The 13,362-nt window shown below is 42.7% G+C and carries 11 protein-coding genes; all 11 read left to right on the top strand.

What is annotated here, in order from left to right; all coding sequences use genetic code 11:
- Nucleotides 1–95: 95 nt before the first annotated feature.
- The 11 genes from INF28_RS12130 (at nucleotide 96) to INF28_RS12080 (ending at nucleotide 13,253) form a co-directional block, all read left to right on the top strand.
- Nucleotides 96–1,052, top strand: a complete 957-nt coding sequence (locus INF28_RS12130; RefSeq protein ID WP_226393718.1) for a hypothetical protein — start codon at nucleotides 96–98, stop codon at nucleotides 1,050–1,052.
- 22 nt (nucleotides 1,053–1,074) lie between these two features.
- Complete coding sequence (locus INF28_RS12125; protein WP_226393717.1) at nucleotides 1,075–1,428, top strand: DUF3848 domain-containing protein; 354 nt, start codon at nucleotides 1,075–1,077, stop codon at nucleotides 1,426–1,428.
- 78 nt (nucleotides 1,429–1,506) lie between these two features.
- A complete protein-coding gene (locus tag INF28_RS12120) occupies nucleotides 1,507–1,887 on the top strand; it encodes a hypothetical protein (RefSeq protein WP_226393716.1) in 381 nt (126 codons plus the stop codon).
- Complete coding sequence (locus tag INF28_RS12115; RefSeq protein WP_226393715.1) at nucleotides 1,829–2,287, top strand: helix-turn-helix domain-containing protein; 459 nt, start codon at nucleotides 1,829–1,831, stop codon at nucleotides 2,285–2,287. The genes INF28_RS12120 and INF28_RS12115 overlap by 59 nt, the downstream gene beginning before the upstream one ends.
- 93 nt (nucleotides 2,288–2,380) lie before the next feature.
- On the top strand, nucleotides 2,381–2,686 hold the full coding sequence (locus INF28_RS12110) for a plasmid mobilization protein (protein WP_226393714.1): 306 nt from the start codon (nucleotides 2,381–2,383) through the stop codon (nucleotides 2,684–2,686).
- Entirely contained in the window at nucleotides 2,686–4,050 is a 1,365-nt protein-coding gene (locus INF28_RS12105; protein WP_226393713.1) for a relaxase/mobilization nuclease domain-containing protein, read from the top strand. Before INF28_RS12110 ends, INF28_RS12105 begins: the two co-directional genes overlap by 1 nt.
- Entirely contained in the window at nucleotides 4,025–4,711 is a 687-nt protein-coding gene (locus INF28_RS12100; protein WP_226393712.1) for a PcfB family protein, read from the top strand. The genes INF28_RS12105 and INF28_RS12100 overlap by 26 nt, the downstream gene beginning before the upstream one ends.
- Nucleotides 4,712–4,812: 101 nt before the next feature.
- Nucleotides 4,813–10,290 carry an S-layer homology domain-containing protein gene (locus tag INF28_RS12095; RefSeq protein WP_226393711.1) on the top strand — a complete coding sequence of 1,826 codons (5,478 nt, stop codon included), beginning with the start codon at nucleotides 4,813–4,815 and terminating at the stop codon, nucleotides 10,288–10,290.
- A gap of 123 nt (nucleotides 10,291–10,413) precedes the next feature.
- Nucleotides 10,414–11,586, top strand: a complete 1,173-nt coding sequence (locus INF28_RS12090; RefSeq protein ID WP_226393710.1) for an MFS transporter — start codon at nucleotides 10,414–10,416, stop codon at nucleotides 11,584–11,586.
- A 138-nt stretch (nucleotides 11,587–11,724) separates the two neighbouring features.
- Nucleotides 11,725–12,501, top strand: coding sequence for an InlB B-repeat-containing protein (locus tag INF28_RS12085; RefSeq protein WP_226393709.1), 777 nt, complete (start codon nucleotides 11,725–11,727; stop codon nucleotides 12,499–12,501).
- Nucleotides 12,502–12,725: 224 nt separating this feature from the next.
- Nucleotides 12,726–13,253, top strand: a complete 528-nt coding sequence (locus INF28_RS12080; RefSeq protein WP_226393708.1) for a type IV secretory system conjugative DNA transfer family protein — start codon at nucleotides 12,726–12,728, stop codon at nucleotides 13,251–13,253.
- The last annotated feature ends 109 nt before the right edge of the window (nucleotides 13,254–13,362 follow it).

Raw genomic sequence — 13,362 nt, 5'->3', positions numbered from 1 at the left:
GGGAAATTAGACTGAGTTTATAAATGGGGAGCCGTGTACATTGAGAGGTGTAAGCACGGTTCCGGGGCGAGTATTCGGAAACCTGTCATAGAAATATGACAAGGCGCCGGGTACTTAGCCTACAGCGTGCCGGGCGAATTATACGGCAGGGCAACACAAACGAAAAGGTGCATATTTACCGCTATGTAACCAAAGGCACATTTGATACTTATATGTGGCAGACCGTCGAGCAGAAGCAGAAGTTTATATCGCAGATATTTACTTCAAAATCGCCTGTTCGTGTTGCTGACGACATAGACCCTACCGCACTTTCCTTTGCGGAAATAAAGGCACTGTCAACGGGTAATCCGCACATTAAGGAAAAGATGGAGCTTGATATGGAGGTATCCAAGCTGAAGCTGATAAAATCGTCCTTTATGTCGCAGATTTACGACCTCGAAGATAAGGTTGTGAAATTCTACCCCAAACAAATTGCGGAAATCGCAGCAAGAATTAAAAGTCTTGAAAAGGATATTGAAACAGCCAAGCAGTATCCGAAGGCTGAGGATAAATTCAACACAATGACGATTGACGGGTTTGGATATTTTGAAAAGGAAAAAGCGGGTAACGCACTCATTGAACGCTGCAAGAAAATGACCTCGGAGGAGCCGGTGAACATCGGTGACTACCGAGGTTTTTCTATGGAACTTTCCTTTGACAGCTTTCAAAAATTATTCTATGTAACTCTTGTCGGGTGTTTGTCGCATAAGGTTGAACTCGGAACAGATGTGTTCGGTAATATCCAGCGTATCGACAATGCTTTGGACGGTTTTGAAAAGCGGCTTGAATTTGAAAAAGAAAAACTTGCGAACACCAATACGCAGTACGAAACCGCAAAGGTTGAAGCAAAACGGGCGTTTCCGCAGGAGGCGGAATTGCAGGAAAAAACAAAACGCCTTGCCGCAGTTGAAGCGCTGCTCAAAATGGATAAAAAGGACGATAATGTTATCGACACAGATGTTTCCGATGCTGAAGTGCCGCAGCAAAAGCGTGAATACGCTATGTCAAGATAAATAAAAAGAAAGGTTGAATTTAATGGAACAGAAAGACACAATTAAAGATTTACTTTACGAAAAAATGAGTAATGAACAGAATGATTTTATTGAAAACCTAAAACATTTACCGCCGGAGAAAATTATACAGTCGGCGTATGAGAAAGTTATGCGTGATGATATTCTAATGCTTTTTGAGGACGACTTTCTTGATGACAAGCAGATTAAAGCGTTGCTTAGACTCGAAAGACCACTATCGGCTTGCTATGACGAATGGCTGAAAAACGACTACACATATATGGATATGCTCCGTGATACGGTTGATGATTTTTCAGAAAACCTTGCACGAAGTCAAGAACAGGCGAAAAAGAAAAAGCGTTCCGAGCCGGAACGATAAATATTCGCAAATCAGTCTGCCCCCACAAGGCAGGCTTTTTTGATACAAAAAAATTTATGAAAGATGAGGTAATCAAAAATGAACAAGAGAAATCAATACACAGTAATGGTGGAAACAAAGGAAATTCGCAAATTCTGCGTAGTCGCAAGCTCCGTTGAAGAAGCCGCAGAGCTTATGTGCAATGTTGTGGCAAACACAGATATTTTGCAGACAGATTTATCGGAGGACAGCGAGGTGTTTACCGAAATTGCAGCTTATGGCAAAAACGAAAATGATGTTGCAAAATTACACTTATACCGTGTTGGTGTCCCCTGCGAGGATGACGAGGCAACGCTCGGCGGAATGATAACGCCGGAGGACTTATTTGAAATGTTCATATCAAACAAAGGAGATGATAAAAATGACCGTGGGCAAAGTAATACGCAAATGCCGAAAGATACGGAAAATGAGCTTGACTGAATTGGGAAAAGCCGCAGGCTTTACAAAAGGTGCAGATGTAAGAATTTCGCAATATCAAGCCGACCGTGCCGTTCCGACAACGGCAATAAAAAAGCGGTTGGCATCCGCACTCGGCATAAGTAAATATGCTCTCTCACCGCCGTCGTTTACAAGCAACATAGAAATTATGCACACGCTTTTTAAGCTCGATGATAAATTTCCGTTATATATCGGAAAACATAACAACCGTGTTTTTATGTTTTTTGAGCCAAGTGATACCGAATTAAAAAGTATGCTTGAATGTTGGCATAACAAGCAAACCGAATTGAAAGCCGATAAAATATCGCCGGAGGAATACGATTTATGGAAGTATAGCTTTGAAAGCCTATCGGACGGGGCAAATGCGGAGCATTTGTATTAGCAAGCACGGCATTTTGCTATCAAAACGCCCGCTTGTTAGTGGCAATGCCCCTAATACCCCGCCGCACGGCTAAAAGAAAAGAGGTGATTTCTAATGGATAGAAATACTGCTGTATTGGTGCGTCTTTCCCCAAAAGAGAAAGAACACTTGAAAGCACAAGCTGCTGCTTGTGCCTTAAAAATGGAGCCATATATTCGCAAGCTGATTATGGGCAATATTATTCGCCCCCGTCCGCCCGATGAATATGTAAGACTGCTTCGTGAGATAAACGCTATCGGAAATAACATAAATCAGATAGCACATATCGCAAATGCCCAGCAGTATATTTCGGAGGATAAAATTGAAACCGTGCTGCAAATGCAAAACGATATTATGCGTCTTGTAAGGAGCATCCGATAATGGCAATTACGAAAATATGGACAGTCAAATCAAGGCTCGATTCAAGTCTTAACTATATTGCAAATCCCGACAAGACAAGTATAAAACCTGACATTGATGCGGTCGAGGGTGTAATCAAATATATCAAAAATGAGGATAAGACCGAAAATTGCCTTTATGTCAAAGCATATAACTGCACGACGGATAATCCATACGCTGATATGATAGACACACAGGTGTTTTTCGGAAAAGTAGGACATAAAAACGCTGTACTTGCGTATCATTTGGTGCAGTCCTTTAAGGATTTTGAAACAACACCGGAGGTCGCTCACAAATGCGGACTTGAACTTGCGGAGCGTTTGTTTGCAGATAAATACGAAGTGGTCGTTGCAACTCATCTTGACCATAAGCACTTGCATAATCATCTGATTATAAATTCCGTATCCTATGCGGACGGCTACAAATACCGAAATAATTTCAAGGACTATTTTGTAGACATTCGAGGAATATCGGACGCTATTTGTATTGAAAACTGTCTTTCGGTAATTGAAAATCCACAGCGGCGAGGTATGCACTATGCGGAATGGCTTGCGTTAAAGGAAGGCAGACCGACCATTCGTGGAAGTATCCGCCGTGATATTGATGAAATTATAAAATCCTCATATACAATGGAGCAGTTTTGGAATAATCTCAAAAAAAGAGGTTTTGTCATTCACAGAAAAGGTCCGAATATAAAACACACCTCAATAATTGCACCGAACGCAAAACGCCCGATGCGTCTTGATAATCTCGGCAAGGGTTATAGCGAAGCAGAGATTTTGGAAAGGATAATCGCAACCCGAAACGGAATTATCACGGCTGCACCGTCCGAAATACCCAAAAAGCAGTACAAATTCAGAGGTAACATTAAAAATGTAAAGGGCAAGAAGTTAAAAGGCTTTATCGCCCTATACTTCCACTACCTCTACTTATTCAAAAAAATTCAGCGTAAGCAGACACCTCAAAGGGTGTCATTTTTTATGCGTGATGAAATGATTAAGTTTGACCGCTATCAAAAGCAATTCAAGTTTTTGTTTTCTCACGGCATCGAAACGGGCGAAGATTTGCAGAAATACCAAAAGGACAAGGAAGCCGAAGTTGAGATTTTAATTACACGGCGTAAAAAATTATATGAAGAAAGGACTGATGAAAATTGTGATGAGGTCAAAGACCAAGCGAAAGAAATCAATACGGAGCTTAACGAACTTCGAAAAGAAATCAGACTGTGCAAAGCAATATTTAAGGATTCGTATAAAATTGCCGAGAAAAAACGGCAGGCGCTTGCTTTGCAGAAACAGGCAGACAAGGAGTTGAGAGAAAATGAACACAAGCGGCGAAGTCGCTGATTTAATGGCGAAAGAAGCTATACAAATGACCGAATCGGCGGTCAAGCTAACCGCCCTCGGTGTAAAAAACCTTGCGGCAATCGTTATGGCGCTTGCAAATGATGACGGCAAGACGGAGGGCGTCGCAAAATTAAAGCAAATGCTTAAAACGGGCAAACAGCTTTGTATTATGCAGATAAAAGAAGCTGACCTCAAAAAATTTAACGCTGAAGCAAAAAATTACGGGATAATGTACCGTCCTGTTGCAGACAAGACAAATGATAACGGCTTATGCGATGTTATCGCCTTTCAAGACGATATACCCCGGCTTAATTACATTATGGAAAAGCTCGGATATTCCGCTACCGAACACGAAATTGAGCCGGAAGCTCCCGAACAGGCGGAAGCTCCGCCGGATAAGGGAAAGGACGAAAACTCAAAAAACCGTCCGTCCCGTGCGGAGAGAACAAACGAAAATCCGCACGGGAACAAATCTATCTCATTCGAGGATACGGCAAAAACGGACAGCGGTATTAAACCCTCGGTCAGAAAGAAGATTGAGGACATAAAGGCTGATTTGGAAGAAAAGAAAAAGCCTGCTCCCGAAAAGGAAAAGGCTATACAACACAAACAGCCGCAGCAGAAAAAACGCAAAAAGAAAAACCGGAAAGGCAGAGAGTAAATGAACATTACACAACCACGCTACCGAGAGCCGCCGTAAATATGGCGGCTTTTCGTAATGTATAAACCAAACTATAAATTTGTAAAGGAGAATTTTATTCTATGAAAACCAAACATTTTTCTATGAAATCGGTTATTTCAATGCTGCTTGCAGTTATTCTGGTTGCAGGCACACTCCCCGTGTCGGTCTTTGCGGCACAAAAAAGCGATTACGAAGATCCTGCGGATAATTGGCTCAAAACCAATAACCGCACAAATGAATTGGATATGAATGCAACCGTAACCTATGAAACGCAGTGGTGCCCGGTATGCAATAAACACACAACTGTTTTAACCTACCGTGTACCCGAATACACCAAATCGGGACAGACGGCTATGAATCACGGTGTTAAGTGGTCAGACGGTTATGACCTTGAGGGCAAGAAAAAAGGTAACACGGATAGCGGCACTCCGGGCGTGGACGCAAGCTATACGGGGTATCATTACACAAAGTCTGTGTGTCAGACTTGCGGCACAATTAACTCCGTTGACGGTTCGGGTGCATATAACTTTAACAACAATGTTTACGGCTTGAACTCTTGCGACCACAACTTTTTTATTGACTTTGATAATACGACTTACGAGTTGTATGACGAACATCAGCACACAACCGTATTAAAGAAAGGCGAATACTGCCAATTCTGCAAAGGAACTTATGCAAAGGCTAATATTAAGAAAGAGTCGCACGACCTTACAAGCACGGTTGACGGACAGATCGGCAACAACCGCTTTTATCTCACGGAAAAGTGCGATGACTGCGGCTATACCACAAGCGAATATGTTGCGGCAAAGTCGGTTGTATCGTCCTATTACGGAACGGCGGACGGTGACGCACATACGGTAAGCGTATCCGATTTATCCGACAGCGGTGTGCATACAAAAATCCGTTACGGCAAAACCGCCTCCGACTGTTATATGACCTCCGCACCGAATTACACCAAAGCCGGATATTACCCCGTATATTATGAAATCTCATATAAATACGGCGGTGAAACAATGGTTGAAAACGGCGTATCGTATGTATGGCTGTTGGAGGACAAAAAGGACGATAACAACGGCGGAACGGTTATTGTACTTCCCGAAAAGCACGAACACGATTACAGATATTTGGAAACCGTTGCTCCCTCTTGCGATAATCTCGGTTATGAACGCTGGCAGTGCGACGGCTGCGGTAATCTTGATAAGAGAAATTACACAAAGGCAACCGGGCATAATTACAAGGCAATCACCATAAGAGAAGCTACTTGTAAACAGGGTGGTTTGAAATTAAACCTTTGCGACAAATGCGGCAGCTTTTATGAGGAAACCACTCCCATCGGCGAGCATAAATACAAGACAGAAAAGGTGCAGCCTACTTGCAGAAATGTAGGATATACAAATCACATCTGCGAAATCTGCGGCAATTCATACATAACCGATATGACGCCGATTATTTCTCATTCCTATGAGCGTATTACCAAAGAGCCGACCTGCACGGATAAGGGTTATACAACATCGACTTGTACTATGTGCGGACAGACATTCGTTTCGGACTACACCGAGCCGACAGGTCATAATTGGGACGAGGGACATTCTGTAACTTCATCTACTTGTACGGCGGACGGCGTAATTGAATACCGTTGTAAAAACAATAACTGTTCAGAAAAGATGATTAAAGCCGAATCCGCAACGGGACATACACCGGGCAAGGCAGCGACCTGCACGGAGCCACAAACCTGTGAAAAGTGCGGTACGGTATTAGCGCTTCCGAAAGGACACAGCTATTCCGAAAAGATAGTTGCTCCGACTTGTACCGAAATGGGTTATACCATTTTTGAGTGTAAAGACTGTAAAGACACCTACAACGGCGATTATATAGATAAAATCGCTCACGATTACAAAAAGACCGTAACGGCTCCGAGTTGTACGGCTATGGGATACACAACATACACTTGTAAAAACTGTGATGATGAATTTATTTCAGATTATACAGACAAGCTCTCTCATAATTATAAAGCAGTAATCACAAATCCGACTTGTACGGAATTTGGATTTACAACCTATACCTGTGTAGACTGTGGCGATACCTATGTTGCGGATTATACCGATAAGACGGAACATAATTATGACAAAAATGTTATTCCGCCGACTTGTACCGAACACGGTTATACCGTTTATACTTGCCCCGACTGCGGCAAGGAGTATATCGGCGATTTAACCGACTGTGAAAAGCACACCTACAATAAAACCGTAGTTCCACCCACTTGCACAGAAATGGGATATACAATTTATACCTGTGAAAGCTGCGGCGATAGCTATAAGGCTGATTATGTAGATAAGGCGGCGCACGATTATACAAAGACCGTAACTGCTCCGACTTGCACGGCTCTCGGATATACGGTGTATGAGTGCAAAAACTGTGATTATAAATATATCAGCGATTACACCGATAAAATCAATCACAGCTATATTGCCGATGTAACCGAGCCTACTTGTACGGCTTCCGGATATACCGTCTACACTTGCGAAAACTGCGGTAAAACCTATAAATCAGAGTATACCGATATGCTGGGACACGCACCGTCAGAATGGATAGTTGATGAGCCTGCTACTATCGAACACGCCGGAGAAAAACATATTGAGTGCTTGACTTGCGGTGAAGTTTTATCAAGAGCAGCAATTCCGCAGTTAGTTGAAAAAGACCGCACGGACGAGGACGGCAATTCCAAAGTCGGTGATTTTTCTATCCTTGTAACCAACGCAAACGGGAAACCGATTTTTGATAGTGAAATCAGCATTGACATCAATGATAATGTAACTATCAAATTGCCAAGCGGCAGACTTCTTGATTATGCAGACCAAACAATTATAACTGCAATTAACACAGACTCGCAGACACCGAAATCGGAGTTGCAGATTTTTATCTATGATGAAAACAATAACGCAGCAACGGGTAAAACAGACGAAAACGGTCAGCTTAAAGTGCCGAACAACAAAACCTCTACCGGTGATAACAGCGGTACGGTCGGCAAAGATGATGAGGATAAGAAAAACACATTTGTCGTAAAGGCTACCGACAAAATGAATGTCGTTATTCCAAACTGTGAAGTTTACATTGGCGAGAGCAATAATATCGTTGTTGACTTGCCGGACGGCATTAAGCCGACAAGTGAATATCCTGTTATAATCACAGTAACAGATCAGCACGGACAGCCGCAGCAGGGCGTTACTGTAATTACATTAGGAGATGCCGATTATATAGAAAAAGGCGTAACCGATATGTTCGGAAAAATTACATTGCCAACAGCAAAGGACGGATTTACAGACGACACAGGCAAGGTACGCATTGACGGAATGTATGTGTTTGTCAATGACGAAAACGGAGCTATCGAAAATGCTTTTGTAAAGCTGAACGATGATGATACTGTTTCAGTGACATTGCCGGACGGAACGAGTATTGACTATGCAAACCGCATTACAGTAACCGTTACCGACAAAGACGGAAATCCGCTGAAAGATATTTCCGTTACCGTTTCGGACAAAACCGAAAAGAGCCTAACCGACAAAACAGACGAAAACGGTAAAATGGTAGTTCCGCCGCTTTCTGAGGATATGACGGACAGTGAGGGCAAAGCAAAAGTGAACGGCTACAATGTTTTAATCACTGATGAAATCAAGCCTATCGAAAACGCATTTATTACTATCGGCGAAGGACAGATAAATGTTATGCTTCCCGATGGTGTTATGATTGACATTGATAATCGCATAACGGCTACAATTACCGATAGCGAGGATAAGCCTGTTAAAGATATGACTGTAATCTTTACAGATAAAGCCGAGAGAACGGAAAACAATGTTACGGACGAAAACGGAAAAGCAACCGTGCCGCCGACAAACATTGATGTTACCGATTTCAACGGCTATGGTGAGGTCAGCGGATATATTGTAATCGTAAAAAATGCTGACGGTGCTATCAAAAAGGCAAGCATCAGGCACAATGCAGAAATCAAGAACGAGGACGGCACAGTTAAGGAAAAAGAAAATATTTCTGTTGAACTTCCCGAAAACATTAAGTTTGATTATGCAAACAGAGTTGTAATTGCCGTAAGCAAAAAATCCGATAATACTGCGGTTAAAGATATGACGGTTATTGTTTCCGAGCTTGCGGTAGATGGTGCAGAAACAAAGTCTTTGACAGGAACAACTGACAAAGATGGAATCGTTATTCTTCCTCCGACTTCCGAGGGTGTAACGGATAAAGACGGCAAAACCGATATTTCCGAAACTACACCCGGCAAAGATACGGACGGTGACGGCAAGACCGATACCGAGGAAACCAAAACCGAATACAACATCACGGTTGAGGACACCAAAGGAAAAATCGAAAATGCCTTTATTGAAATTAAGGACGGTAAAATTACCGTTACACTTCCCGAAACACATACACTCACAACTTCAAATCAGACAACCGTAACCGTTACCGACAAAGAAAATAAGGCGGTTAAGGGCGTATCGGTTACAATTAAAGATAAAACAACCGAAAAAATAGGTACAACCGATGCAAACGGCAAGGTTACACTTCCCGTTAAATCATCGGGCGGCGGCTCATCTTCCGGCGGTGGCGGCGGCAGTCGTGGTAACGGCGGCGGTGGATATATCAGCACCAATGTTACAAATATCACTGTAACCGATAAAAACGGCAAAAATGTATCTGTTTCCAAATCGACCGATAAGGACGGCAAAATCACGCTGACGCTCCCGAACGGCACAGACCTCACGGGCGATAATTATTACACAATTAAAGCAACGGACAACAAAGGCAACGCAAAGGCTGATGTGGCAATTATCTTAAAAGACAGAAAGAATAACTCCGCAAACGGCACAACCGATAAAAACGGTATGCTCATACTTCCGGCAGAAACGCATGCGGCATATATTTTCGGGTACGATGACGGAACATTCCGCCCCGATAACAATATGAGCCGTGCCGAAGCTGCGGCGATATTCGCAAGGCTGATTTCCGAGAAAAAAGGTGAAAACATCAGCGGCAAAGCGACATTCAAGGATATTTCTACAAAAGATTGGTTTGCAAAAGAAGTCGGTTATCTTGAAAAATACGGTATCATCAAAGGCTACTCCGATAACACTTTCAAACCGAATGACAGCGTAACAAGAGCCGAGTTTGTGGCTATGACGGTACGATTTAACGCTCTGTTTAATGATGTCAAGAAAGGTAGCTACACCGTTAAATACACAGATGTTGAAAAAGGCTATTGGGCATATCCGGATATTGCATACGCTAAAAATGTCGGCTGGCTTAATGGTTACGCGGACGACTCATTCAAAGGTGATAACGCTATCACCCGTGCGGAAGTGGTAACGGTAGTCAACCGGGCAACAGACAGAAAAGCTGATGAGGACTATATCAGAAAGAATGTATCCGTGCTCAATAAGTTTATGGATATTCACAACAATTCTATGTGGTATTACACAGATGTGATGGAAGCGGCAAACACGCATATCAGTGTTACAGGCACGGACAATGAAACTTGGGTAAAATAATTTTTGTGCAAATGGGAGAAAGCAGTCGGAAACGATTGCTTTCTCGCCGATTTTATGTTAAAATACTCAAAGTTATGTATTGGCATAACGCTAAATTTCTGCACGCTTTAAGGAGTTCTGTTTATGGCAACAGCATTACTGATTATAATTTACATCGCCTTTATCGGTTTGGGAATACCCGATTCACTTTTCGGCACGGCTTGGCCTGCGATATATTCTGAGCTTGAGTTGCCGATAGCGTTCGGAAGTTTTGTCACGATTATTATATCTTGCGGTACCGTTCTGTCGAGTGTGATAAGTTCAAAAATAATTTCACGGCTCGGAACAAACAAGGTTTCTGCTTACAGTACACTTTTAACGGCTTTGGCTTTGCTCGGCTTTTCTTTTGCACCAAATTTATGGGTAATGTGTTTTTGGGCAATTATCCTCGGAGTAGGTGCAGGTGCGATAGATGTAGCCCTTAATAACTATGTGGCGATTCATTATTCGGCAACACATATGAGTTTTCTGCACTGCTTTTACGGAGTCGGCGTATCCGTAAGTCCTTATATATTGTCGCTTGTTATTGCCGGCAATTTCGGTTGGCGGGGCGGATACAGAATAGCTTTTGCCATTCAGCTTATCATAACCTTGCTTTTGTTTTTATCTCTTCCGCTGTGGCGCAAGGCGCACGGCGGTGAAAATGAGTCTGCGGAAAATACACACAAAGATTTATCGTTCGGAAGCGTATTGAAGATTCCGGGGGTAAAAATGATGTGCAGCCTTTTTATTGCCTCCTGTGCCATAGAATGTACCTGCGGCGGTTGGGGCAGTACATTCCTTGTGGAATATAAGCATTTGCCGGCAGAGAAAGCGGCGCAAATCATAATGATTTACTATATTGGAATGACGCTCGGACGATTTTTGTCGGGTGTATTGGCAGCAAAATTACATAGCTGGAAAATAATAAAGTTAGGTCAAATTGTGTTGGGACTCGCTTTGTTGCTGCTGATTCTTCCCGGAGGTGTATATCTGTGTGCGTTGGGAATGTTTTTGATAGGACTTGGAAACGGTCCGCTGTTTCCGAATTTTAATTACTTGACACCGGAAAACTTCGGCAGTGATATTTCGCAGTCGGTTATCGGTATTCAGATGGCGTCGGCATATATCGGAATTATGGTTGCTCCCGCACTTTGCGGTTTGCTCGGTCAAGTATTTGGAATGGTTATTTTCCCGTTTTATTTGATACTGTTCTACGCTATAATGATACCGGTAACAGTTCATATAAAAACGGTGCTTAAAAGAAACGCGAAATAATGTTTATCCTAAAGAATTAAACATATGTTTTAAGGCAACCTGCACAGGTTGTCTTTTTTAGTTCCGAAAATTTTTTGACGGTCTTTTCTTGCGGAGATAAAATAAAGATACCAAAAATATTGAAACGGAGGAATTTCAATGAAACGAACAGTATTTGCGAGCTTTGCGGCAATGCTCATTTTATCAACCGCAGTTACCGCACAGGCGGCACACACGCACGAATATACAAGGCAGGATTCAAAGGTTTATGTATGTGAGTGCGGAAAGGAAAAAACTCTTTATTCCTTAAAGGGTGAGAGGGTTATAACTCTCAACTGCAACGGCGGCTCGTTATACGGCGGAATTTACAAGACCGACATCACACAAGCCGTTACGGAGCAGAACAAAATCAAACTACCGCTGCCGTATAAAAGCAGCGACTATCAGTTTGAGGGTTGGTTTACCGAAAGCGGCGAAAAGGTATCGTCCGATACCGAGTATTATTCCGATACAACGCTCTATGCACATTGGAGCTTGACAGGGACACGCACTCTCACCTTTGCCGCAGAGGACGGCTCATATATTGAGCCTGTTGTAAAACCGCTTGGCACTACAATATCACTTGCGGAGTTTGTCCCGACAAGATACGGCTATAACTTTGACGGCTGGTATTCAGACCCGCAAACAAAGGAAAATCGTGTAACGGATTTTACTTTCAATGAAAGCGATACCGTTTACGCAAAATGGATTCCAAACGGAACGGTGATATATAATGCTCCGGTGGTGCAGAGAATTTATGCAAGCAATGATGAAATCCTCGCCTTTGGTAACTACATTGATGAAAAGACGGGTGTACCCGTCACGGCACAATGGGTAGAACAGAATAAAAGATTAAATGAACTTATGGAAATTTGCAACGAAAAATTCTGTAAGTAACGCCTATCACACTTTTGGGGGCAGCTTTTGTATAAGGAAACTTATGCAGGGGTTGTCCCCTTTTTTAATTTGTAGGAAATTGCGTAAAACGCAATGACGAAAAATCAAAAATGCTACCTTATTCCTACGCCCGCAGGCGGAGCTTCTATCAAAAGCTTTTTTATTTATTTTCGGAAAGGACTGATAACAATGCTTCAAATTTTAATGACAGTAAGGGATACCTCGTGAACAGACAGGAAAATCAAAAGACAATATATATCCTTCTCGGAATACTCTCGGTATTCGTTATATGGCTTGCCTTAATGGTTGCCGGGTGCTATAAGGATGACATAAAGCTGTTTGAATTGCTTGACCGTTTGACCGCCGCTATGAATAACCCGGCACACATCACATTAAATGAGTATAGCTTAAAAGCCGTACTCATTTTCTTGTTTTTGTACGCAATGGGTATCGGCGTATATTTTTCGTCAAGAGAAAACCGCCGACCGGGCGAGGAACACGGCTCTGCTCGCTGGGGCAATGTCAAAAGCGTTGTCAAGCGGTATATGGATAAGGACAGCTACAAAAACATCATTCTATCTCAAAATATGCGGCTCGGCTTAAACGCAAAAAAGCACCGGCGAAACCTTAATGTGCTTGTAGTCGGCGGCAGCGGTGCGGGAAAAACTCGGTTTTATGCAAAACCGAATTTAATGCAGTGCAACACTTCTTTCATAGTCGCAGACCCGAAGGGCGGTGCGACACGTTCCTAACTGAAAAGGTTAGGCGTGGAGCCAAAAGATAGACGGAAGATTGAAAGGAGCTTCCGAACAGGTTTCATAGAACTAATAAACCGACAGGTGGAATGAAGGGGTAACGCCC

Origin of the sequence: Ructibacterium gallinarum (assembly GCF_014982785.1) — a bacterium.
GTDB classification, from domain to species: Bacteria; Bacillota; Clostridia; order Monoglobales; family Monoglobaceae; genus Ructibacterium; species Ructibacterium gallinarum.
Note: the sequence above shows the minus strand (reverse complement) of the source record. Positions and strands in the feature narration are given on the sequence as shown.

Coding starts and splice junctions, on each gene's coding strand:
- INF28_RS12130 (WP_226393718.1), top strand. CDS start 96: ATGACAAGGCGCCGGGTACTTAGCCTACAGCGTGCCGGGCGAATTATA.
- INF28_RS12125 (WP_226393717.1), top strand. CDS start 1,075: ATGGAACAGAAAGACACAATTAAAGATTTACTTTACGAAAAAATGAGT.
- INF28_RS12105 (WP_226393713.1), top strand. CDS start 2,686: ATGGCAATTACGAAAATATGGACAGTCAAATCAAGGCTCGATTCAAGT.
- INF28_RS12100 (WP_226393712.1), top strand. CDS start 4,025: ATGAACACAAGCGGCGAAGTCGCTGATTTAATGGCGAAAGAAGCTATA.
- INF28_RS12090 (WP_226393710.1), top strand. CDS start 10,414: ATGGCAACAGCATTACTGATTATAATTTACATCGCCTTTATCGGTTTG.
- INF28_RS12095 (WP_226393711.1), top strand. CDS start 4,813: ATGAAAACCAAACATTTTTCTATGAAATCGGTTATTTCAATGCTGCTT.
- INF28_RS12110 (WP_226393714.1), top strand. CDS start 2,381: ATGGATAGAAATACTGCTGTATTGGTGCGTCTTTCCCCAAAAGAGAAA.
- INF28_RS12115 (WP_226393715.1), top strand. CDS start 1,829: ATGACCGTGGGCAAAGTAATACGCAAATGCCGAAAGATACGGAAAATG.
- INF28_RS12085 (WP_226393709.1), top strand. CDS start 11,725: ATGAAACGAACAGTATTTGCGAGCTTTGCGGCAATGCTCATTTTATCA.
- INF28_RS12120 (WP_226393716.1), top strand. CDS start 1,507: ATGAACAAGAGAAATCAATACACAGTAATGGTGGAAACAAAGGAAATT.